Annotated in this window: 19 protein-coding genes; 15 read left to right on the top strand and 4 right to left on the bottom strand. The window is 41.1% G+C overall.

Annotation, left to right across the window (positions count from 1 at the left end; translation table 11 throughout):
• Positions 1 to 91: 91 nt before the first annotated feature.
• The 6 genes from bglX to IDJ75_RS02695 all read left to right on the top strand — a co-directional run bounded on the left by bglX (position 92) and on the right by IDJ75_RS02695 (position 14902).
• Positions 92 to 2401, top strand: coding sequence for a beta-glucosidase BglX (gene bglX, locus IDJ75_RS02670; RefSeq protein ID WP_191174064.1), 2310 nt, complete (start codon positions 92 to 94; stop codon positions 2399 to 2401).
• An 851-nt stretch (positions 2402 to 3252) separates the two neighbouring features.
• Positions 3253 to 6468 carry a SusC/RagA family TonB-linked outer membrane protein gene (locus IDJ75_RS02675; RefSeq protein ID WP_224746458.1) on the top strand — a complete coding sequence of 1072 codons (3216 nt, stop codon included), beginning with the start codon at positions 3253 to 3255 and terminating at the stop codon, positions 6466 to 6468.
• 34 nt (positions 6469 to 6502) lie between these two features.
• Positions 6503 to 8338, top strand: a complete 1836-nt coding sequence (locus IDJ75_RS02680) for a RagB/SusD family nutrient uptake outer membrane protein (RefSeq protein WP_191174066.1) — start codon at positions 6503 to 6505, stop codon at positions 8336 to 8338.
• Between the two features lie 78 nt (positions 8339 to 8416).
• Complete coding sequence (locus tag IDJ75_RS02685) at positions 8417 to 11992, top strand: VCBS repeat-containing protein (RefSeq protein WP_191174067.1); 3576 nt, start codon at positions 8417 to 8419, stop codon at positions 11990 to 11992.
• 14 nt (positions 11993 to 12006) lie between these two features.
• Complete coding sequence (locus IDJ75_RS02690; protein ID WP_224746459.1) at positions 12007 to 13326, top strand: vanadium-dependent haloperoxidase; 1320 nt, start codon at positions 12007 to 12009, stop codon at positions 13324 to 13326.
• Positions 13327 to 13348: 22 nt separating this feature from the next.
• Positions 13349 to 14902 carry an FG-GAP repeat domain-containing protein gene (locus IDJ75_RS02695; protein WP_191174068.1) on the top strand — a complete coding sequence of 518 codons (1554 nt, stop codon included), beginning with the start codon at positions 13349 to 13351 and terminating at the stop codon, positions 14900 to 14902.
• Positions 14903 to 14958: 56 nt separating this feature from the next.
• Here IDJ75_RS02695 and IDJ75_RS02700 read toward each other — a convergent pair whose 3' ends face one another.
• A complete protein-coding gene (locus IDJ75_RS02700; protein ID WP_191174069.1) occupies positions 14959 to 16176 on the bottom strand; it encodes a multiheme c-type cytochrome in 1218 nt (405 codons plus the stop codon).
• A 434-nt stretch (positions 16177 to 16610) separates the two neighbouring features.
• Between IDJ75_RS02700 and IDJ75_RS02705 the strand changes: the two genes are divergently transcribed.
• Positions 16611 to 16991 (top strand): hypothetical protein, encoded by a 381-nt coding sequence (locus IDJ75_RS02705; RefSeq protein ID WP_191174070.1) that lies wholly within the window; start codon positions 16611 to 16613, stop codon positions 16989 to 16991.
• 1 nt (position 16992) lies between these two features.
• On the opposite strand, the gene bla is transcribed toward IDJ75_RS02705, so the two are convergent.
• Together bla and pgmB are read right to left on the bottom strand one after the other, a co-directional pair.
• A complete protein-coding gene (gene bla / locus IDJ75_RS02710) occupies positions 16993 to 17715 on the bottom strand; it encodes a subclass B1 metallo-beta-lactamase (protein WP_191174071.1) in 723 nt (240 codons plus the stop codon).
• A gap of 47 nt (positions 17716 to 17762) precedes the next feature.
• On the bottom strand, positions 17763 to 18449 hold the full coding sequence (pgmB, locus tag IDJ75_RS02715) for a beta-phosphoglucomutase (RefSeq protein ID WP_224746460.1): 687 nt from the start codon (positions 18447 to 18449) through the stop codon (positions 17763 to 17765).
• 63 nt (positions 18450 to 18512) lie between these two features.
• Between pgmB and IDJ75_RS02720 the strand changes: the two genes are divergently transcribed.
• Positions 18513 to 18884: a hypothetical protein gene (locus IDJ75_RS02720; RefSeq protein ID WP_191174072.1), complete on the top strand. Its 372-nt coding sequence runs from the start codon at positions 18513 to 18515 to the stop codon at positions 18882 to 18884.
• A gap of 125 nt (positions 18885 to 19009) precedes the next feature.
• Positions 19010 to 19540, top strand: a complete 531-nt coding sequence (locus IDJ75_RS02725) for a ferritin (protein WP_191174073.1) — start codon at positions 19010 to 19012, stop codon at positions 19538 to 19540.
• Here the strand turns inward: IDJ75_RS02725 and IDJ75_RS02730 are convergent.
• A complete protein-coding gene (locus tag IDJ75_RS02730; protein WP_067062740.1) occupies positions 19537 to 19791 on the bottom strand; it encodes a (2Fe-2S) ferredoxin domain-containing protein in 255 nt (84 codons plus the stop codon). The genes IDJ75_RS02725 and IDJ75_RS02730 overlap by 4 nt on opposite strands.
• 100 nt (positions 19792 to 19891) lie before the next feature.
• Between IDJ75_RS02730 and IDJ75_RS02735 the strand changes: the two genes are divergently transcribed.
• From IDJ75_RS02735 to IDJ75_RS02760, 6 genes are all read left to right on the top strand, one after another.
• On the top strand, positions 19892 to 20245 hold the full coding sequence (locus IDJ75_RS02735; RefSeq protein WP_191174074.1) for a VOC family protein: 354 nt from the start codon (positions 19892 to 19894) through the stop codon (positions 20243 to 20245).
• Positions 20246 to 20454: 209 nt separating this feature from the next.
• Complete coding sequence (locus IDJ75_RS02740; protein WP_191174075.1) at positions 20455 to 21018, top strand: thermonuclease family protein; 564 nt, start codon at positions 20455 to 20457, stop codon at positions 21016 to 21018.
• A 140-nt stretch (positions 21019 to 21158) separates the two neighbouring features.
• Positions 21159 to 23591: a penicillin acylase family protein gene (locus IDJ75_RS02745; RefSeq protein ID WP_191174076.1), complete on the top strand. Its 2433-nt coding sequence runs from the start codon at positions 21159 to 21161 to the stop codon at positions 23589 to 23591.
• 3 nt (positions 23592 to 23594) lie between these two features.
• Entirely contained in the window at positions 23595 to 23933 is a 339-nt protein-coding gene (locus IDJ75_RS02750; RefSeq protein WP_191174077.1) for a hypothetical protein, read from the top strand.
• Between the two features lie 13 nt (positions 23934 to 23946).
• Complete coding sequence (locus IDJ75_RS02755; protein WP_191174078.1) at positions 23947 to 24822, top strand: DUF7003 family protein; 876 nt, start codon at positions 23947 to 23949, stop codon at positions 24820 to 24822.
• Between the two features lie 30 nt (positions 24823 to 24852).
• Entirely contained in the window at positions 24853 to 25203 is a 351-nt protein-coding gene (locus IDJ75_RS02760; RefSeq protein WP_191174079.1) for a cupin domain-containing protein, read from the top strand.
• The last annotated feature ends 45 nt before the right edge of the window (positions 25204 to 25248 follow it).

Genomic DNA, 25248 nt, shown 5'->3' on the forward strand with positions numbered 1-25248 from the left:
ACCAATTATAACTAATAAGTTTTACAGTAATTTAATATTACGGAAATTTAATAGCTATAACGATATATTAAACACACCCAAACTGTTATTAATGAAAAAATATTTCACTCATAAGCCCATTGTTTACATAAGTGCGGCTATATTATTTTGTTTCCCACTTAGTAAAAGTGTAGCGCAGGATAAAACCGAAACTGCTAAAATGAATGCTTTTGTTAATGGCTTAATGAAAAAAATGACCGTTGATGAAAAGATAGGGCAGCTAAACCTGGTAACAGGGGGCATGGCCATAACGGGTTCGGTAACCAACAATGGTATTGGCGATGGTGTTAAAAAAGGCAGTATAGGCGGTATTTTTGGTTTGTACGGAACCGAGAGTGTTCGTAAAATGCAGGAAGCCGCTGTTAAAGGCTCGCGTTTGCATATCCCTTTAATATTTGGGCTTGATGTTATACACGGGCACCGTACAATATTTCCTATTCCGTTGGGTATGTCAGCTACCTGGGATCTTGGTATTATTGAGCACGCAGCACATATTGCTGCCAAAGAGGCTACTGCCGAAGGCTTAAACTGGGTGTTTTCTCCAATGGTTGATATAGCCCGTGATGCGCGCTGGGGCCGCATATCTGAAGGTAGCGGCGAAGACCCGTACCTGGGTGGTAAAGTAGCCGCAGCCATGGTAAGGGGGTACCAGGGCACCAGCCTTAAAAATGCCGACGCGGTGATGGCCTGCGTAAAACACTTTGCACTTTATGGTGCTGCCGAAGCAGGCCGCGAGTACAATACGGTTGATATGAGCAAGGTAGCCATGTACAATTATTACCTGCCACCATATAAAGCCGCGCTTGATGCAGGGGCGGGCAGTTTCATGAGCTCATTTAACGTAGTTGATGGCGTGCCGGCAACTACTAACAAATGGCTGTTAACGGATCTGTTGCGTAAACAATGGGGCTTTAAAGGGTTTGTAGTATCAGACTACACCTCATTAAACGAAACTGTTGATCATGGCATGGGTAACCTGCAAACTGTATCAGCATTGGCGTTAAAAGCCGGGCTGGATATGGATATGGTAGGCGAAGGCTTTTTAAAAACACTCAAAACATCATTGCAACAAGGTAAAGTAACACAGGCCGACATTGATCTGGCCTGTCGCCGTGTGCTTGAAGCAAAATATAAATTGGGCTTATTTGATAACCCTTACAAATCATTAGACCCGCAAAAAGAGAAATCCGAAATAATGACCGATGCCAACCGCAAATCGGCACGGGTTACTGCCGAACACTCTTTTGTACTACTAAAAAATGCCAACCAAATATTGCCATTAAAAAAATCGGGCGGCAGTATAGCACTTGTTGGCCCGCTGGCTGATAATAAAAGGGATATGTTGGGTACCTGGGTAATTGGCGGCGAGTGGGAAAAATCAGTAAGCGTAATAGAAGGTATTAAACACATAGTTGGCGATAATGTAAAGATCAACTATGCAAAAGGAAGTAATATTACGGATGATACAGCCTTTATGAAACGCCTTAACTTTGGCCCGGGCATGGTATCGCTTGATAAACAATCGCCGGCGGATATGATTGAAGATGCAGTAAAAGCGGCTAAAAAATCGGATATTATTGTTGCCGTTGTTGGCGAGTCGCAAAGCATGAGCGGCGAATCGTCAAGCCGGTCTGATATCAGCATTCCTGAAAGCCAGCAGCTAATGCTAAAAGCCCTTGCTAAATTAGGCAAGCCTATTGTAATTGTATTATTTAACGGAAGGCCGCTTACCCTAACCTGGGAAAATGACAACGCCGCCGCTATATTAGATGTATGGGCCCCTGGTACCGAAGCCGGTAATGCCATTGCCGAAGTATTGTTTGGTAACTATAACCCATCAGGTAAATTAACTACAACATTCCCGCGTAGTGTTGGCCAAATACCTTTATATTATAACCATTTGAATACAGGCCGCCCTTATTCATCGGGCCCAACTAAATTCAAATCAAATTATCTTGATATTAGTAATGACCCGCTATATCCGTTTGGTTACGGTTTAAGCTATAGCAGCTTTAGCTATAGTAACCTAAAGCTGAGCAAAACCAAATTAAAGGGTAACGAAACTTTGACTGCTACGGTTACCGTAACTAATAACGGGCCTTATACCGGCGAAGAGGTTGTGCAACTTTATATAGGAGACCCGGCAGCAAGTATAAGCCGCCCAGTTAAAGAACTTAAAGATTTTAAAAAGGTGAACTTGCAGATAGGCGAGAAGATGGATGTTACCTTTAATATAACCCCTAAACAACTCAAATTTTACAACAGCGAGTTAAAATACGACTGGGAGCCAGGTGAATTTATTATACAGGTAGGTACAAATTCGGCCGATACCAAAACAGCCAGAGTGCAGTGGGTTAAATAGCTAAAGTTGTAGTTTTATTTAAAGAAATCGCTTCGAATTTTTTATACAAAATTTAATGAATATGCCTTGCTAATGTCAGCAAGGCATATTTTTTTTATATAAATATCCATAATACATAAATAAAATACTTGGTGTATTTGCCGCGTATTTATTGATATTGTATTTGCTATTGATAATGTAATTTTAACATAAGTTTAACACCTGGCTGATTTTATGTGTCATACTTTTTAAAAAAATGATAGAAGTTTTTTAATTTTTTATAAAAACCTAAAGGTTGGGGGCTTTTGATTATACCCCATATGGAATTTTATGATAAAATTGCTTTATAACAAGAAAATTACATTGTAATATTATTATTTAATGCGCCTATTTGTTAACAAGAGTTTAACAAATAGATATTAAATTGAAATATTTATATCGTTATAAGGTGGCAAAATAAATAATTAATAATTCTTATAAATTAACTTGTGTAACCTGTACACTCTGTTTATATTAGAGCATTACCAATTATAAACTTTTCTTTTTAAAGAAAACGAAACAAAACTTAACGGATAAACATATCGACGGGCTGTATATATCGCTCGTTGGGTGCTAAACGGAATAAAAATTTTAAACAGGATAGTGTAACTATATGATAAAACTTTTACAATTTTCTATTATCGATATTTCCAGCCCGGCCCGCGGGGCACCATAGTCAAAAATATTTTGAGGTGGTCGCGTGTGTATCTCACCTGCATCCGTCCATTCTCTTCATACAATCTTAAATCAAATATATTAATCAACTAAATCTCAATCTCATGTTTAAAAGTTTACTCCTTAAGGGAAGAGCGCTATGCCTGCTATTATGCTGCATGGTTTCTTCATTGGTAGTTACGGCTCAAACAAAACACACTGGTAAAGTTACCGGTAGCGACGACAAGCTGCCTGTAGTTGGTGCCACTGTGCGCGTTAAGGGTACTACCATCGGTACACAGACAGACGTTAACGGACAATTCAGTCTGAGTCTGAATCCGGGTGACGTATTGACCATCTCATACCTGGGATATCAATCGCAAGATGTTACTGTAGGCGCCTCTGAAACAATCAACATTGTTTTACAGGCCGGCAGCAACACGTTGAACGAAGTTGTAGTAACCGGCTACACCACGCAACGTAAAAAAGACATTTCCGGTTCGGTTACTACAGTAAATATGAACAATGCAAAGTCGGTTCCATCTGTAAGTGCTGAAACTATGCTACAAGGCCAGGCAGCCGGTGTTAACGTTGTAACACAAGGTGCCCCAGGTGCCGGTGCGCAGGTTACCATCCGTGGTTTAAGTAATTTTAATAATTCATCGCCACTGTATGTTGTTGATGGATTACAAACAAGCAGCATTTCAAACATCAACCCTAACGATATCGAGTCGATCTCAGTATTGAAAGATGCGGGTGCGGCGGCTATCTACGGCGTTAGTGGTGGTAACGGTGTTATCGTTGTTACTACTAAAAAAGGTAAACAAGGTAAAGCAACAATTTCATACGATGCATTTTATGGTACTACACAGCCGCTAAGTGGTAACGTATTTAATTTGCTTAATGCTAATGAGTTTGAGCAATTGGTTGCCAAGGTTGACCCAGATAACGATTTGATGAAAGGAAACCCTAACGGAAAGAAATTCTATGATTATGGTTACCAGTCAGGTTCTGGTTCTAAAGGTGTATTCAACGAAAACCAGGCAAACACTTTTCTTCCAAATTACCACCTGGACAATGATCCGTCACGTGATTATCTGATCCAGAAATTTGTTAAAGGCGCAGGTACAGATTGGTTCCACGAAATTTTCAAAAGTGCCCCAATACAACAACACTCTTTAAGCGCAAGCGGTGCAAGTGATAAAAGCAATTACTTTTTATCATTAGGTTACACTAATCAACAAGGTACGCTTATCAATACTTACTTTAAAAGATATCAGGCACGCGTTAACACAACCTTTAGTGTGAAAGATCACATCAGGTTAGGTGAAAACTTTAGCTATTATTATATCAACTCGCCAAATGGTGGTGGTGGCTTAGCAGGCGGTGGTAACCAAAATGAGGGTAACCCAATTTCTGAAACTTACCGTACGCTTCCTATCATCCCGGTACGCGATATTGGAGGCAATTTAGGTGGTACTTATGCAGGCCCTGCAGCTTTAGGTAATGCACTCAACCCTGTTGGTATGCAAGAACGCCAGGCAACTAATCATACCAATGAGTACGGTATGCAAGGTACTGTGTTTGCGGAAGCCGACTTCTTAAAACACTTTGTAGCACGTACTGCTTACAGTGCTGATATTTACAACCGCTACTATTACAATATTGGCTACCGCCAGTATGATAGCGGTGAGGCGCACGGTGGTAATAATAGTTACAGCGAAGGCTCTTCATATGACAGCAACTTTAACTGGAGCAACACTTTAAACTACAAACAAGTATTTGGCAAACATAGTATTAACCTGTTAGGTGGTTTTGAGCAAAGAGGGTATACCGGTCGCGAAATTAACGCGAGTGCAAAAAACCTTTTCTCGCTTGATCCATTCTTCGCTAACATTGCAAACGGCCAGGCTGGTCAAACAACTGCAGACAGTAAATACAGGGATCGTAATACTATCATGTCACTCTTTGCCCGTTTAGATTATACCTATAATGACAGGTACATTATCGGCGCAACCATACGTCGTGACGGTAGCTCACGTTTTTCTCCCGGTAATAAATGGGGTACTTTCCCTGCTGTATCCGCTGCATGGCGCGTAACTCAGGAAGAATTTGCTAAAGGTTCTACCTGGTTAAACGACTTAAAGATCCGCGGTAGTTACGGTACATCAGGTTTTAACGGTAACGTTGGTGTTAATAGTGCTTACGCAGCTTACGGTGGCGGCCCTGGTTCATCATCTTACCCTATTGATGGTTCATCAAGCTCAGTAATTCCTGGTTATTTGCAAAACTCTTTAGGTAACCCTAATGCAACTTGGGAAACAGATAAAACCTTTAACGTAGGTTTTGATGCGTCATTGTTTAACCACTTTGATGTTACTCTTGAGTATTATAAAAAAACAATATCAGACCTGCTTGTAATTGTACCTATACCTGCAACTGCCGGTGGATTAGAAGGTGCATGGCCTACTGTTAACAATGGTACAGTGGTAAACAAAGGTTTAGATATCAGCGCTACATACCACGGTTCTTCTGGTGGTTTCACATACTCAATTGGTGCTAACATTACTACTTTGAAAAACGAGATCACACAACTTGGAGCTCCGTTCTTCACATCAGATGTTCGTAATGGTAACGTAGTTTACAATCAGGTAGGTGGCCCTATTGGTGCTTTCTACGGTTACAAAGTAGAAGGTTACTGGAATACTCAGGCTGAGATTAATGCACTTAACGCAAAACAAAAGCCAGATTTGTTTGGTTCAGTACCTGTTTATCAAACAGATGCAGCCCCGGGTCGTTTCCGTTATGCTGACGTAAACGGTGATGGCCGTATTACCGATGCTGACCGTACCCAAATTGGTAAACCAACTCCCGATTTTACCTACGGTGTTAACTTAAATTTAGGTTACAAAGGGTTTGATTTTAGCGCAGTATTATACGGTTCACAAGGTAATGATGTGTACAACACTATTAAATACTGGACTAATTTCTACGGTACTCAAACCGGTAATAAAAGTTTAGATCTGTTGAACAATGCATGGGACCCTGCAAAAACGGCAGCTCAAAATGCCAACGCAAAAGCACCTATAGCTGAAAAAACAACTACTTTTAGTACTTCTGATGTTATCAACTCATACTATGTAGAGAATGGCTCATTCCTAAAATTAAGGTCGTTACAAGTTGGTTATACTTTTGCACCAAGCATGCTAAAAGCAATTGGTATTGATAAATTACGTGCTTACGTACAAGGTACTAACCTCTTCACTATTACAAAATACAGTGGCCTTGATCCGGAAATACAAGCATATGACAACCGTAACAGCCAGGGAATAGATAGAGGTAACTATCCTAATAACGAACGCAGATTCATATTCGGCGTAAACCTTAGTTTCTAATAATAACTAACCATAATATATAAAGAGAATAGTTATGAAAAAAAGTTTTAAATTAAAAGTCCTAATCCCGGCAGCACTCGTTTTGCTTGGTGGATCTTATTCATGTAAGAAGTATCTTGATCAGGCGCCTATCGGCTCATTGATCCCTGAGGTACTTGCAACACGTACCGGTGTTGATGGTGTGTTGATTGGCGCTTACTCTGTTGTAGACGGTGTTTTTGACGGCCAAACAGGTAGCCCCTGGGAAACCGGTACAGATAACTGGGTATATGGTAGTGTGGTTGCAGGTGATGCCTTTAAAGGCTCAAACCCTGGTGACCAACCGGCCGCTGCAAACCTTGAAGCTTTCAGCGCAACTGGTGCCAATGATTATTTAGATCATAAATGGCGCGTATGCTATGCAGGTGTACAACGTGCTAACGACGTACTAAGGCTGATACCTCAGGTTAAAGACGGTTCTATAACTCCTGATCAAATAAAGCAATACGTTGCCGAAGCTCGTTTCCTGCGTGGCTTTTATCATCTGGAAGCTGCTAAACTTTGGAAGTTCGTTCCGTATATTGATGAATCAATAACCTATACTGCAAATAACTATAACGTACCAAATGACAAAGTAATTTGGGATAAAATAGAGGCAGATTTTGCAGCAGCAGCGGCAGATCTCCCTGCTACTCAGCCGCAGATAGGGCGTGCAAACAAATGGGCAGCTTTAGCTTTCCAGGCCAAGACCCTGATGTACGATCACAAATATGCTGATGCGTATACCATTTTGAAGGATGTAATTACTAATGGTAAAACCAGCTCAGGAGCTAAATATGCGCTTGGCCTTTATGCTAACAACTTTAACCCATCAACCAAAAATGGCCCAGAAGGTGTTTTTGTTGTACAAACATCCGTACACGATGGAGCAAACGGCTTAAACGGTAACGCTGGTTCTGTATTGAATTTCCCTTCTGCAGGCCCTGCAGGATGTTGCGGTTTCTTCCAGCCGACTTTTGATTTTGTAAACTCATTTAAAGTTGATGCCAATGGTTTGCCATTGATTGATACTTACCAGAATGATTACATTAAAAATGACCAAGGCGTGCCCGCCGGTACTGTATTTACACCAGGTGACGAATTGCTTGATGCAAGGTTAGACTGGTCAGTAGGCCGTCGTGGTATTCCTTACCTTGACTGGGGGATTTGCCCGGGCGCTGCATGGGCACGTGACCAGCCCAATGGTGGCCCTTACCTGCCAATTAAAAACGTTTATTATAAAGCAGCACAATCAACAACTTCAGATTCTTACGGTGGTTGGGCAGCAAATCAGTCAACTTCAAATAGCTACAATGCTATAAGGTTTGCCGATGTACTTTTGTGGGCTGCTGAATGCGCTGTTGAGGCTAATGAACTTTCTGTTGCAGAAGGTTATGTTAACCAGGTTAGAGCCCGTGCTGCTGACCAAAGCGGTTGGGTTAAAGGTAAATTAACAGGCTACACAGGCGGTGATGCTACTAAACCAGAAGTTGATAATACTCAATTTGCTGCTAACTACAAAGTTGGTTTATATACCGGCCAGTTTGCTACAAACGGCCAGGCTTATGCCCGCAAAGCAGTTTACTTTGAACGCAAACTTGAGTTAGGTATGGAAGGTCATCGTTTCTTTGACTTGTCTCGTTGGGATGCTGTGAATGGTGGCCCTGGAGGTACTATTATGTCAACAGAAATTGAAAAATTCCTGAAAAACACCCGCGACTTTGGTGATAAATTCACCTCTGCGGTAATGAAGGTTGCTAAGTTCACTTCTAACAAAAACGAACTTTATCCAATCCCTCAGTTCCAGATTGATATCTCTAAAGGTACACTGAAACAGAATAAAGGTTATTAGTAGTCAGTAACTTAAAAAGAGGGGGAGATAATAATCTCTCCCTCTTTTTTTTTGAATATATTTTCTTAATATCGTTGTATGAAACCCCTTAAATATCTGCTGATCATCATTCTTTTATGTTCCTTATTCTCGTGTAAAAAAGCGGCGATGTTTGAAAGAATCTCCTCCTCACATTCAGGGATAAAGTTTAATAATGAGATAGTAGAGAATGATAGTATTAACCCGCTCGATAAATTAAATATCTATAATGGCGGCGGTGTTGGGATAGGAGATTTTAATAATGATGGGCTGCAGGATATTTATTTTATAGGCAATGCCGTATCAAACCGATTGTATATCAATAAAGGCGATTTTAAATTTGAAGACGTTACCGAAAAAGCCGGCGTAGGCGGCAAAGGGGGTTGGGGCCGTGGTGTGGCAGTGGTAGATATTAACAACGACGGCTTAAAAGATATTTATGTATGTAATACGCTTTTAAATGACCCGGTTAAAAGGTTGAACCTGCTATATATAAATACGGGGCCAGACAAAGATGGTGTGCCTGTTTTTAAAGAATCATCAAAAGAGTACGGGCTTAATATAAACGTACACTCAACCATGGCATCTTTTTTTGATTACGATAACGATGGCGACCTGGATATGTACCTTACTGTTAACGAAGCACAATCAACAGATAATACAAGCTCTTTCAGGCCAATTATTACAGATGGCACAAGCCGTAACACAGGCAGGTTATATCGTAACGATTATGATCCTATTTTAAAACATGGTGTTTATAAAGATGTATCAAAAGAGGCAGGTATACTAATTGAAGGATACGGCCACGCAGCAAGTATTGCCGATTTTAACCAGGATGGCTGGAAAGATATCTACGTAACAAACGATTTTTTACCAAGCAATATACTATACATTAACAACCACGACGGTACATTTACCGATCGTTCAAGAGAATACTTTAAACATACTGCTACCAGCGCCATGGGCCAGGATGTGCAGGATATTAATAACGACGGCCTTGCTGATGTTTTTGAACTGGATATGGATCCGGAAGATAACTACCGTAAAAAAATGTTTATGCCGGGTACAATGTACCAATTATACCAAAATTTTGACCAGTACGGGTATCAATACCAATACAATCATAATACATTACAATTAAACCAGGGCCCACGCCTTGGCCAGAATGATTCAATAGGTGCGCCGGCATTTAGCGAAATTGCTTTTTTAAGCGGCGTAGCGCAAACAGACTGGAGCTGGGGGCCTATGATAACAGATTTTGATAACGATGGCTTTAGGGATATTGTAGTAACCAATGGTTACCCCCGCGATGTTACCGACCATGATTTTATTGCATTCAGGAACGAATCGTATGCTATTGCAACAAAAAGCCAGGTACTTAAACAAATACCGATTGTCAAAATATCAAATTACGCCTTTAGGAATAACGGCAAACTACAGTTTGAGGATGTAACTAAAAATTGGGGGATGGATATAGCATCGTTCTCTAACGGTGCTGCCTATGCCGACCTTGATAATGATGGTGCAATGGATATGGTCATTAATAATATTGATGATGAAGCCTTTATATATAAAAATACCTCACGACAAAAAGACAAAAGTAATAACCATTATCTGCAAATACAATTTAAAGGTAATCCGCAAAATATGGATGGTATAGGTGCCTGGGCTAATATTTACTATGATCATGGCAAGCAACAGGTATATGAAAATACTCCCTTTCGCGGATACCTGTCAACCATACAAAATATTGCACATTTTGGCCTTGGTAAAATTACCAGTATAGATTCGGTTGTGATAAAATGGCAGAATGGTAGAAAGCAGGTGTTAAGCAATGTGAAAACCGACCAGGTACTAAAGGTTGATATAAATAATGCCAAAACCGGGTATAATTTCAACCAACCGTTGGTAAACACCCAATCGTTGTTTACCGAGGTGACAAAATCTGTAGGCATCAATTATAAACATAACGATGTTGACTTTGCCGACTTTAACGTGCAGAAATTATTACCGCATAAATTATCAGAATACTCGCCGGCCGTTGCGGTTGGCGATATTGATGGCAACGGTTTTGATGATATGGTTGTTGGCGGTACATCAAAATATCCGGCACAGCTGCTCTTACAGCAGGCTAATGGTAAATTTATACAGCGAAACCTGTTACCTGCAGCAACAAACCTAACTGACAAATATAAAGACGAGGGTTTACTTTTGTTTGATGCCGATGGCGATGGCGACCTTGACCTATACGCTGCCAGTGGTGGTTATGAGGACGAGCCTGGTGCAAAATCATACCAGGACAGGATATATACAAACGATGGCAAAGGCAACTTTACCTTGCAAGCAAATGCATTACCGGCCAATTTTACCAGCAAACTATGTGTAAAGGCGGTAGATTATAATAAGGATGGGTCGCTGGATCTGTTTGTATCAGGCAGGGTTAACCCGTGGAACTACCCTAAACCGGTATCGAGTTTGATTTTACGTAACGATAGTAAAAAGGGAGCTATTAAATTTACAGATGTAACACAAACAGTAGCTAAAGGCCTCAATAATTTAGGTTTGGTGTGCGATGCATCTTTTACAGATTATGATAACGATGGCTGGCCCGACCTGGTAATAACCGGTGAGTGGATGCCGTTAACCTTCATGAAGAATGATCACGGTGTGTTTAAAAACACAACCGCAAATAGCGGCATAGCCAATAAGCTGGGCTGGTGGAACACCATAGCGGGCGGTGATTTTGACAAAGATGGGGATATTGACTACATTGTAGGGAACACCGGGCTAAATACATTTTATAAAGCAACCGACCAGTACCCGGTATACATAACTGCTAAAGATTTTGACGATAACGATAGTTATGATGCAATCCCATCATTGTTCTTAAAGGATAGGGATGGCGTTATGAAAGAGTTTCCGGCACATACGCGCGACGATATGGTTAAACAAATTATCAGCATGCGTGTAAAGTTTCAAAACTACAAATCGTATGCAATTGCTACGATGGATAGTGTGGTAACGCCAGCCATGCGTAAAGGAGCCATAAGGTTAAAAGTTAACGAATTGCAATCTTGTTATTTGCGTAACGATGGGCATGGTAAATTTACCCTGATACCCTTACCTGTAGAGGCACAGATATCACAACTGGCAGGTATAATTATTGACGATTTTGATGGCGACGGCAACCTTGATGTAGCACTCAATGGTAACGATTATGGCACCGAAGTTACTACCGGCCGGTATGATGCATTCAACGGATTGGTTTTAAAAGGCGATGGAAAAGGTGGGTTTAAACCATTAACTATTATGCAAAGCGGTATTTATATACCTGGTAATGGTAAGGCGTTGGTTAAACTGCGCGGTGCAAAAGGCAACTACTTATTAGCTGCTACGCAATATAAAGATCCTATGAAGGTATTTGAATTGAAAAAAACCGTACGCACGGTTACCATAAAACCGTTTGATGCTTTTGCCACTATCCGGTATAAAAACGGGAAAATTGAAAAACAGGAATTTTATAATGGCGGATCTTTCTTATCACAGTCGGGCAGGTTTTTCAATATTGATGCTACAATGTCATCGGTTGTTATAACAGATGACACCGGAAATACCAGAAATATTCCTTTAAATTAATATAGCCGATTATAATGAGAAACTTTAAAATAATGATAGCTTTTGCGTTTTGTTTATTAGCCATAAGCTGTAAACAAAAACAAAAAATAGCATTAAAAAGCGATGCCGATGTACTACATGATAATGTAGATGAGTTAACACAGGTTATTATTTATGATGTATTTAGCCCGCCTGTAGCAAGCCGAATATATGGGTACACAACATTAGCTGCTTACGAGGCTATTCGTTTTCAGGATGCTAAATACAACTCAATAGCAGGTCAGTTAAACGGCTTTAAGGCCATGCCCCAACCTAAAAAGGGGGTAAAATATAATTATGCGCTTGCAGCTACAAAGGCCTTTTTTACAGTTGCACACAAGGTAACTTTCTCCGTAGATACATTAAAACGTTACGAGGATAAGGTTTTTGCAATGTATAAAAACAACCTTGATGATTCTACCTTTGCGCGCTCGGTAGCGTTTGGTGAAAGTGTTGGTAAAGCAGTTTTAGGGCGCGCCAAATTTGATAATTATGCAAAAACACGAGGCAAGCCAAGGTTTTTAGGAAGTGATGATGATGGAAAATGGCGCCCAACAGCGCCCGATTATTTGGACGGGGTAGAGTTTTGCTGGGGAACCATGGAAACTTTTGTCGTAAAATCATCATCAGACTTTGCATTACCGCCACCGCCCCCTTTCAGTAACGATGAAAACAGCGAATACATTAAACAAAACCGGGAGGTTTACGAGCAAAGTAAAAAACTTACTCCTGAGCAGGTAACTATTGCCAAATTTTGGGACGACAACCCCTTTGTGATACAACATAACGGGCATATGATGTTTGTAAATAAAAAAATAACCCCTGGTGGCCACTGGATAGGTATTGCGCGGATAGCCTGCGAAAAAACCAAAGCAAGTGCTGTGAAAACCGCACAGGCATATGCCTTAACTTCAATAGCCTTATACGATGCTTTTATATGCGGCTGGCAGGTTAAATACACTACTGAGTACATTAGGCCGGTTACCGTTATAAACGCTAAGTGGGACCCAAAATGGCTACCATTATTGCAAACACCTCCATTCCCGGAATATCCAAGCGGGCATAGCGATATCAGCGCAGCATCTGCGGTAATACTAACGCACTTATTTGGTGATAATTTTGAATATGACGATACCAGCGATTTACGTTACATTGGTATGCAGCGCCATTTCAAATCGTTCCTGAAAGCATCAGACGAAACGTCGATAAGCCGTTTTTATGGTGGTATCCATTATAAGAACAGCGTAGACCAGGGCGCTATACAGGGCCGCAAGATTGGCGAATTTATTTGGAACACATTAAAACTACAGAATTAACAAAAGGGATTAGATACTTATTATGAAACTAAAGCACACCTTTTTATTTACATCTTTTATACTATCCGGGGTTGCCTTATTATCATTAAGCACATTACTTGAGGGGTGCAAAAGTAAAACAGGTACCGATTACAAGCTTACAGGCGATGTTATAGCAGATGGCGAACACCTGGTAAAGCTGCATTGTACAAAATGCCATTCGCTTGTGCCGGCAAATACTCTAACTAAAGATGTGTGGCGAATGCATTCCTTGCCATCAATGGCCCACTATTTAGGCATATCCACATACGGCCCATCTTTCTATAAAGCCCCTAAAGATACCGCTGGTATATCAATAGTAAATTGGCAGGCAATTGTTGATTACTACAATAAAATTGCACCAGATACACTTTTACCCGCAAAACGCCCTGTACCATTAGTAAATGATTGGGCTGGCTTTACATTAAAAAAACCCACCGGCGGCACTGATGTAGCTTTTACCACTATGGTAGCGGCAAACCCAAGTACAGGTAATATATACACCAGCGATTTGGTTGCAAACAATTTAACCGAATGGAATAACCAGCTTAAAGCTATAAGGGGAACTCATTTGTCATCGGCCGCAGTGAATGCTGATTTTATAAAAGATGCTAAGGGAGGTGATAGAGCAATACTATCGTGCATTGGCCGGATAGATGCTGTCGATTACCCATCAGGGAAAATATACGGAGCTAACCTTTCCGCTAATCCTTTAACGGCAACAGAAGTTGCCGGAGATATGCCAAGGCCTGTACAAACGCTGAATGTTGATGTAGATAAAGACGGTAATAATGATCTTATTGTATTAGGGCAGGGCTTTACAAAGGGTGGTGTTTACCTGTTTAAGTTGGGTCCAGATGGCAAAGCGTTAAAACAGTTTACCATAACCGACAGGCCCGGAGCTGTACAAGCCGTTTCGCAGGATTTTAACGGTGATGGTTATCCGGACCTGATGGTATTGTTTGGCACCGGAAACGAGGGGTTATCATTATTCCTGAATAATAAAAAAGGAGGTTTTACCAGTCGTGAGTTGTTGTCATTCCCACCGGTAAACGGCTCAACAAGCTTTGCGCTGGCTGATATTGATCATGATGGTAAACAGGACCTTGTTTATACTTGTGGGTATAATTTTCACGATTCGCGTATCCTGAAACCTTATCACGGTTTATACATCTACAAAAACACAGGTGATTTTAATTTTAAACAAAGCTGGTTTTACCCTATAAACGGTGCAACAAAAGCCATAGCGCAGGATTTTGATAATGATGGAGATATTGATATTGCTACCATCGCTTTCTTTGCTGATATGAAAAATAACCCGGCCGAGGAATTTATTTACTTTGAGCAGGATAAACCAATGCAATTTAAACCTCATGCGGTTCCAGTTAGCCAATATGGCCGATGGATGAGCATGAATGTAAACGACCTGGATAAAGACGGCAAGCCGGATATTATATTAGGGAACTATGCAAGCGGGTTTTTATTCCAACCAAATTTTTCACCAAATTGGGACGAACATCTGCCGTTTATTGTGTTGCAGAATAATATTAAGAAGTAATATCTCTACAATATTTAATGATGGTTACAGCAGCTGTATTACAGCAATTGTAACCATCATTTCTTTTTTAAATAAGCCGATATTTTGGTTATCTCATCACCATAAACAGCTATGTGATGGCTGTGTATCAATACGGATTGATGGTTATTGATAATAGCCTTAGTGGGCAATGCGGGCATATGGCAGGATATACATTTGGTTTGTAATACCTGTGCATCAATTTCACCTGTTAGTTTACATATATTATGGCTTGCTGTTGAGTGGCAGCTTTGGCAGCGTTGTGCAAATAGCACAGCGTTGCTACGTTCGTTTTGATGCGTATTGTGGCAGGTATTGCAATCCATATTGCTGCTGATGTAACATTTGCTTGTTTTGAGCATGTCTAATTGGTCGCCATGTACATCAATATGCGCAAAATCTAAAGGACCGGCGGAGGGGGCGTGTTTTTTAAAGTCGGTAAGCTTATCGCCGGGTTTAAAATCAAATATCGATTTGGTGTTAACCGTTTGTGTACCCGAATGGCAGGTGCCGCAAAGATCTACTTTTTGCATACGGCTTAAAGTGCTTATCCGGGTGATGTACCTGGCAGTTTTAACATCGGGATTGGCCGCCTGGAAGTCAGCGTGCTGTTTGGCCCCTCCATGGCAACGCTCACAATCGATGCTTAAAATAATCGATTTCTTATCAAAGCCTATCGGGTTACCAGCAAAGCTGGGCACCTTACCCGGTTCGGTTTTAGCATAAGATGCGTGGCACTCCATACAACGTATGTTGATTGATCTATCAAAACTGGCCATAGTGGTATCATACCCGGGGCTAACAATCCAGCGATTATTGGTATTGTCAAACGATACCGGCAACTGGAAAAGCTCATTCTCTTTCCAGTATAAATAGGTTTCGCCTTTAACACCGCCCGTGGCAATATCCATGCGGGCACTTTCTACCTTTTCACCGTTTACATAATTGGTTTGATAAAGCCCGCTATCTGTTTTGGTCATCACAACCTTGGTATGGTCGTTATAGTTAACTGAGTTAAAACCCGATAAAAAACTACCATGGATGCTGTTTGTTGAGGCAGGGGAGGACGCAATGGTATGCGCCATGTGCATATAGCTATCGCTAATTTTTTTATGACAGCTGATACAAGTTCTTGCGCCGGCGTAAGCATCTCCTCTGGGGTCGGTGGCTGCTTCTGTAGGGCTTAAGCATTGTGATAAAATAACCATTAGCGGAAACAGGAATACAGGTAAGAACAGTAATTTCTTTTTCGACATCAGGCTTTATCAGTTTATAATAGTGACAACTAAAAGGAGCTAAGCTATCACACCGTTAAATTAACTTTTTTATTACAACAGCCAAGGCATTCATATAAATTGATACGTAACAATTTTATTGTTAACTAATCTACGAATTTAAACGTACGAAATAGTACCTCTAACTGTGCGTTTTCGTAAACCTCTCTGTAAATAATGCCTTATTTACGCTAAGCCTATTTATTTATTGGCATTATAAAACTTAGCCGGACACTACAAAACTGGCAACAGTTAGTCACCAATTTATTAAGGCGGCTATGATTAATCCGGTAAAGAGTTTGCGCAGTTAGTAGTAAATTATTTAGCTGATTTATAGCTAGTTGTATTTATTAATAGTACTATGTATTGCATAATACCATGTAATGTGTATTTTTGTGTTGTAAAACTTAAATAACATGAAACTGGTAAGTAAAAAAATACAAATTATAGTACTGGCATTGATAATGTTAGGCACTGTAGCAGCATGCGATTGGGGCAAATCAACCACTATTGTAAATAAAACAGACAATTTTTCGCAGCGGATAAAATACTCGGGAAAAATAGTTTTTAATGAAAAGGAGGATGGTATTGAGCATATCTCAAACGGCGGCTACCTGGAATTTGAGCAAAACGACAAAGGTTTTAAAGCCAGAGAGAATTTTCATAAAGAAATAGAGTACGAGTTTAACGGCGATAGTAAAGTAACCGACCTGAGCGATGAACAAAAACAGTTTGTAGCACGTGCCGTAAAGAGCATTATAAAAGAGCGTGCTAAACTACGAAGCCCAAAAGACTAAGTTATTTATTGAGGATACGCAGTGTGTGGTTTAACTGCTTTAAGCCGCCCTGCCATCCCAAGTGGCCTGGAATCACATAACGGGCGTCTTTAAAACGGCCTTGTACATTTTTGATTGATGAAGGCCATTGCTTAAGGTTGGCATCACCGGTAAAACCTTTGTTGTCTGCTTCTAAGCTTTTAACCAGGCAGCCGCCAAAAAGTATCTTATGCTGAGGCAACCAAACCACTATATTATCATGCGTATGGCCCTCGCCGGGGTAAAAGGTTTTTAAAGTTATACCGGCAATATTAAAGGTAGTATCGCGGGCAAAGGTGTATTGCGGCAGCTCGTTATTTTCTTTTTTAGCAAGCGCGTAAGTTTGCATGCTGCTATAGGTTTTAGCACCTTGCTTTTTTAATACATCAAATCCGCCTAAACAATCATCGTGAAAATGAGTAGCAATGCAAAAGATTATCTTTTTGTTGAAGCGCCGTTTAACGCTATCTATTAGCTGTTGGGTTTGTTCATCGCCCCATGGTGAATTAACCAGAATAATACCCTTATCGGTAACCGCAAATAAGCTGTTAGCCGGGTATGCCGGCGATTTATCATCCGGGTAACCGTATGATGTGCACACATAAATGTTTTTGGTTAAATGTGTGATGCTAATTTTCACCGGCTTTTTTTGGCCGAAGACTACAGTGGAAATAAACAGGCAAAATACAAAAAGTTTCAGCTTCATATCATTATAATATCTTATGGAGGTATACGCCTAAGCGAATAGTTTTATTACAACTCCGCCAGTATCTTCAAACTCATCTTATCCAAACCGCTTACCACTATATTTGCTTTTGTCAATGTTTCCGGCGAGCCGATACCCACAGTTTTCATTCCGCCGTTTATGGCGGCTTCTATCCCGGCTATGGCATCTTCAAAAACCACACAGGCTGCCGGGGCAACACCTACCGCTTCGGCTCCTTTTAAAAATACTTCAGGGTCGGGTTTGGGGATGCTTACGCTGTTACCATCAATAACGGCATCAAACAAATGTGTCAATTCTAATTTATTAAGGATGGTAGGCGTGTTCTTGCTGGCCGAACCAATGGCTGTTTTTAAACCCGCGTCGCGGCAGGCTTGCACAAACTCGCGGGCGCCGGGCAGTATTTCGGCGGGCGTCATCTGGCCTATCATTTGAGTATACCATTCGTTTTTTTGGGCGGCAAGCTCCAGCTTTTCAGCCTCGGTTTTATTGGTGATGTTGCCCCAGCCAAGTATCAGATCAAGCGACGCCATGCGACTAACGCCTTTTAGTTGCTCGTTCTGGTGCTCTGTAAAATCAAAGCCCAGTTGGTTAGCAAGTCGTTTCCATGCTTTATAATGATATATGGCGGTATCCACAATTACGCCATCCAGATCAAAAATACAGGCTTTAATATTCATGGCCGTAAAGTTATAAGTTGCCTTGTTAATAATCATTATAAATAAATTATTAACATTATTTGGATTAATTATAAATAGTCCGTTCTTTTGTGCTGTCGAATGGTAACAACACTAACAACAAATCCGCAAATAAGTACCTTGTCAGATGTATTCAGCACCCAAAACGGCGCCGTATATCAGTGTGATGCTGAACGTTGCTGGTATGTTGATTTTGCCGGTAAAGTTGCCAAATTTGATTACCGCTGCCTGCTTAAACTAAAAAAAGCAGTTTACAATGTTGATATTGAAGCCAAACTTCTCGATTCATCAAAAAAACCTGATATAGAGATCATCTTTATCTGCGCCTGCGACCACACTTACATCCTAACCCTGTTACAAATTATCGCTCTGAAGGAAATTCTGGAAGGTACGTTTGTAATGCTGCAACTAAACAATATTATACAAGACCGCTTGTATCGTGTTGCCCTTTAGTAATTTAGACTGAATTCATATTGCCTTTATTTTCTTTGATGGCTGTTTATACAGGTATTATTGTATAACTATTTAAGTCGGCATGTTTATTGCCCTGTTTAAATAGTTCTAAATATAAATCATACATGAAAGATCTTATCCGTATCAAAAGCCTGATCTCTGCCGAAGTAGAGGCGCTTTTAAACCAGCAAGTTAAGAAAGAAGCAACATCTTCATCCATATATTTAGCCATGGCATCGTGGTGTAACCGTAACGGTTACGATTTCTCGTCTGACTACTTTTTTAAACAGGCAGAAGAGGAAAGACAGCACCAGCTAAAATTTTACAAATACATTTTAGATATGGGCGGCAACGCTATATCGCCTGATGTAACCGGCATTAAACAAGAGTACAACTCGTTTCGTGAGGTATTTGAGGAAGCCCTTGACCAGGAGATCAGCGTAACGCAGTCTATCAAAAATATTTACGCCCGTTGCTTAAAAGAGCAGGATTTTGTAACCAACGAATTTTTAAACTGGTTTTTGAAAGAGCAACGCGAAGAAGAGTACAAAGCACGCCGCGCGCTTGAACTGTTTGAAGTTATTGGCGAAGAAGGTACCGGCAGATGGCAGATTGATAAGCACGTTGGCGGTATTAAATACGACAGCGAAGCTTAATCTTTAGCTAACAAAAGCTTTAAAACATCCTTCTCCGAATATTCTTTTAACCAGATATTCCCCGGAGAAAACGTACAGACCGGTGCCCAATCGCACCGGTCTGTGCATTCTATACGTATCACCTCAATATCTTCCTTACTATATTTGGCAAACTTTTCGGCAGTTTTATACATGCTTTTGCCGCCGCGTTTAGCGCATTTGCTCCCTGTACATACAAACAGCACTTTATCAGGTACAGTGAATTTACCCATCTCAAAAAACTTTTAATAATTATAAAACTTACAAATATCAGCTTTATTTTTGATACAAGCTGTTATAGATAAGCATGAACAATTCAAACCAATTAATGTGATGAGGTCTATCGAAATTATATCTATCCCGGTAACAGATCAGCAGACGGCTAAAGAGTTTTACCTTAAACTGGGTTTTAAACTTATTGTAGAAGCGCCATACCAGGGCGGTGCAAACTGGATACAATTGGGCCTGCCTGATGGTGGCACATCTATTACACTGGTAAACTGGTTCCCTGAGTTAAAACCCGGTAGCATACAAGGCTTTGTCATTAAATGCGATGACCTGGATAAAACCCTAGCAGAAATAGCAGAGAAAGGCATAACAGTTGGCAGTGCCGATAAAACCCCATGGGGCCGTTTCGCTACTGTAAAAGACCCGGACGGTAACGCCTGGAGTTTACACGGGAAATAAATGCCGCTGCCACGAGCTTTCAGCTAGTGGCGTTTACCAAGTCAGCTTTCAGCTTACACAAGCTGAAAGCTTGCCGGGTGCCATACCACAAGTTACGCTACGCTAAATTTGCGGAAGCATAGTATGTCTTTGTTTACAAATCTATGTGCTCTTTGGTTTTTACTTCATGCCCTCTGTTGTTAAATAACACAAATTTATATCTTAGCCGTATGCTCAAAAAGTCCTTATTTCTTTGTCTTTTAGTTCTTATCATTTTTATAGGTTGTAATAAAAACGAAACTCTATATAAAGTAGTAGGCGTAAAGGATGGGGATACTATGGTGCTGCTATCGCCCGATAAGCAAAGTATAACCGTTCGCCTTGCAGAGGTAGATTGCCCCGAAAAAAGCCAGGCCTTTGGGCAGGCCGCCAAACAATTTACTTCGGCCCTGTGCTTTGGCAAAATGGTAAAACTGGTTGGTAACCAACACGATCGTTATGGCCGTACAGTAGGAGAGGTTGTGTTAGAGAACGGCACCAACGTAAACCACGAATTGGTGAAACAAGGCTACGCATGGCAATACCGTACCTACTCAAAAAGTATGGAACTGGCCATGCTTGAGCAGCAGGCCCGCCAAAATCGCCTTGGCCTGTGGCAGGACGAGAACCCAACGCCACCCTGGAATTTCAGGAAGGAAGAGAAAACCCAACGGGTTGAAAAGAAGGTTAAGAAAGTTAAAAAGCCAAACAAAAAACGCAGATCGCGCAAGCATCAGGACACGGTAGCTTTTTAGATTTGGCAACTTTTAAAAGTTGCCAAATGTTTACCCTTTACGTAACTTGCCGTAAAATATTAGTTTAAAGCTGAAGAGGTAAAGGTTAAAGCCGAAAGGTTCGAAGATTCACTCGATCGCTAATTCATTAATTATTTTCAATGAAAGTATTTAAGGCCATTTTTTCTATAGCAATTACCGGCGTGCTTATCTGGGCATTACAAACAAAATTTGGCGATGTGCCACCATTGGGTGAGTTCCTGAACCCATCAACAGGTTTCTGGCAAAATGCCGAAAGCAAGAATATTATTCCTACCGAAAAACTAAAGCTTAAAGGCTTGCAAGGTAAGGTAACCATCAGGTATGATGAGAATATGGTGCCCCATGTTTTTGCAGAAAACGACCACGACCTATATTATGTGCAAGGCTACTTAACTGCCAAAGCGCGCCTTTGGCAAATGGATATTCAAACCCGCAGCGCATCAGGTAGATTATCTGAGGTGGTTGGCCCGAAGGCTTTAGAACTCGACCGCTACCACCGCCGCATGGGCATGACCCATGGAGCTGAACATACCCTGCAAGGCATCCTGAAAGACCCGGTAATGAGTAAGGTGATCAATGCTTACAGCGATGGTGTTAACGCCTACATCAAGCAGCTTAAACCCGGTGGCTACCCCATAGAATTTAAGTTGTTGAACTACGCACCTGAAGAGTGGAAACCCATTAATTCGGCGTACTTATTAAAGCTGATGTCGGAAACATTGGCCGGCGGCTCAAATGAACTGGCCATGACCAACGTACTTGATAAGTTTGGTGCACAGGTAACAAATGATCTGTTCCCTGATTATCCAAATCATGAAGACCCTATCATCCCAGTAGGTACAAAATGGGATTTTAAACCATTACCGATACCTGCCCCGCCTGCCGCTTTTAAAGCACAGATGCTGGCAAGTATGAAGGATAAGGACAAGATAGAAGGCATTGGCAGTAACAACTGGGCGGTAAGCGGCTCAAAAACGGCGAGCGGTTACCCTATTTTAGCCAACGATCCGCATCTTAACCTTACCCTGCCATCCATCTGGTACCAGATGCAGATGACGGCGCCGGGCGTAAACGTGTATGGTGTTACCCTACCGGGAGCGCCTTGTGTAGTGATTGGCTATAACCAAAAAGTAAGCTGGGGCGTTACCAATGTTGACGCCGATATACTGGACTGGTACCAGGTGAAATTTAAAGATGCCAGCCGCAACGAATACTGGTACAACAACAAATGGAATAAGGTTACCAAAAAGGTTGAAGTAATAAACATACTTGGCCAGAAGCCTCTTGTTGATACCGTTGTATACACACACCACGGCCCCATAGTTTATGATAATGCCGATATAGCCAAAAAAGGCCGTGTAAATATCCCCGTAGGCAATGCCCTGCGCTGGATAGCGCACGATGAAAGTGATGAATTTAAAACCTTTTATCTCCTTAATCGTGCAAAAAATTATACCGACTATCGCGAAGCATTAAAATATTACACCGCCCCTGCGCAAAACTTTATTTTCGCTTCTGCGGATAACGATATTGCTATCACACCCAATGGTAAACTGCCGCTTAAATATAAAGACCAGGGCAAATTTATCATGGATGGCAGCGACCCCGTAAACGACTGGCATGGCTGGATCCCCTTTGAGCAAAACCCAACGGTGAAGAACCCGCCGCGTGGTTTTGTAAGTTCAGCCAATCAATCCTCAACAGATCAAACCTACCCGTATTACATCAACTGGAAGTTTGAAGGGTATGAGCGTGGCAAACGCATTAACGACCGCCTTGGTGCCATGCATAAAGCTACGGTAGATAGTATGCGCCTTTTGCAGACCGATGATTATAGCATCCGTGCGCAGGATATTTTGCCAACCATGTTAAAATACCTGGATGCCAGTAAATTGGATAATACCCAGCTTGCAGCTTTAGATACCCTCAAAAAATGGGATAAGTATTTCAGTGCAACATCTGTGGGCGCCAGTATTTTCAGCAACTGGTGGATTAAGTTTTACACGTTTACCTGGCGGGATAATTTTGAGGATAAGAAAAGGCTGTTATATTACCCAACTATGGACAGGACGGAAACTTTACTGATGAAGGAACCTAACTCCAAATGGTTTGACAGTAAAACCACCCCGGTTGTAGAAACCGCTTCAGATATCATAATAGCTTCGTATATAGCTGCTGTTAACGAGTTGGTGAAGAACCATGGTAATATTGGAAAAACTTGGCAATGGGGCATTGTAAAACCATTTGAAGTAGCTCATTTAGGTAATGTACCGGGTTTAGGCTCGGGCAACTTTGTATCTGGCGGTACAGGCTCAACCGTTAACGCGCTGATTGATGGCCATGGCCCTTCATGGCGAATGGTGGTACAGCTTGGTCCACAGGTTAAGGGATATGGTATCATCCCCGGCGGGCAATCGGGCAACCCAGGCAGTTTTTATTATGATGATATGCTGAAAACCTGGCAGGATGGCAAACTGAAAGAACTGCTGTTCCTTCAATCGGTCGCAGAGAATTCAACCCGGATAAAAAGAACATTAACACTAAGCAAATAAACTATGCTGTTCCCTGTAATACTGTTATTGGCATTTATAAGCGGCTATCTGTTCCCCTGGTGGGTAGGCTGCATACTGGCATTTGGTGCCGCAATTATTTTCGGCAAAAGATCAGGCTGGGCATTTTGGTCGGGCTTTGCGGGTGTTTCTTTAGCCTGGATAGCTCTCGCGTTATTAAAAAGCTTTCCCAATCAGCATATATTGGCTACACGCGTGGCGCATGTGTTTCATTTACCAAACTGGCTATTATTGCTGGCAGTGATGGCTATCATCGGCGGGCTGGCAGGTGGCTTATCGGCGGTATCGGGTTTAATGGTGAAGCGGGTGTTTGAGAAAGGGTAATTGCAAGATAATTATGCTAACCGAAAAAGAAATACTATCTAACCTAGACAATACTTACAAGCTTGGAGATTATTTTCAATTTGTACAACTCGGGTATCCTTATTCATGCCTCATAGATAGCCGATTAAATGTTTTTAGGGGCGATGATGAAAGGTGGGCAATTGCTATAGAACGGTTAGGTTATAACGAACGATCAGCTGCGATTGAACTTGAAATTTATTATTACGGTAATTGCCTGGTGAATTTGGAAGAATATAATAACCAGAAAAGTAATTATTACACCTTGCGAAATATTGATCCCGATAGCTTTTTCGAAACTACAGATGGGCCGGAGTTACTTCCAGATGCAAAATATTGGTTGTTAAAAGAGAAAAAGGTTAGTTTATCTGCAAATGTAAAAGATTACAAGACCAATGGAATAAAATTACTGGAGTACGAGCCCGGTCAAATTCGTGTAGAAGAAGCCGCCAGGCTAGCTGTTATTTCGCAAAGTGAGGTTTTTAGGGCTGCTGATGATGAACTTTTTAAATCTATTCCCGTAGATTTAAAAAAGATTTTAGTTTTAAATGAATGGCACCATAAAGACTTTTTAGAAATAAGTCATACTCCAATATCAGATGAACATCTAAAATATACTTACGAGTATAATAAGGACATTAATGGTGGTGTGGCGCATGTAGACTTTGAGACGTTCGAAAAATTATTACGGGAACAAGAACAGCGCATGGCGAATACTAATAAGCGTAATAGAAATAAAAAAAGACCAGGTGCTTACGAGACATGGAAACAAATAGCTAAAGTAATTATTACAGGCGATAAGTCTTTTTACCAGCCTACATTAAAGGCAAACTCGCACTGGAAAAATTGGCTGGATTCGGGAGTTTTATAATAGCAATTCTGCCTTGCTACAAAATATATAATGAACACACAATCACTAACAATAATCGATATCACGCAAGAGGCCATAACCAACAAGACATACAAAAATATCCCTGTTGCCCAGGTTAATGACCATGTAGTTAGAATGGGTGTAATGACAGAACCTTACTTTTGGCATCTTCACCCGGAATCTGACGAAAGTTTTTTAGTTGTCGAAGGCTCCATATTTATCGATTTGGAAGACCGAACTGTGGAGCTGTTCCCCAATCAGTTATTTACGATCCCCCAAAAGGTAATTCATCGTACAAGGCCAAATGGCGCAAGGTCTGTGAATTTAACTTTTGAAAGCAGTAGTATGACAACTGTGAAGGTTGAAAATATACATACTTAAAAATCTTTTGGCCTAATAAGCAAAAAGCCCCTGCCAATTTTGGCA

The organism is Mucilaginibacter rigui, from assembly GCF_014773275.1.
Lineage (GTDB): Bacteria > Bacteroidota > Bacteroidia > Sphingobacteriales > Sphingobacteriaceae > Mucilaginibacter > Mucilaginibacter rigui_A.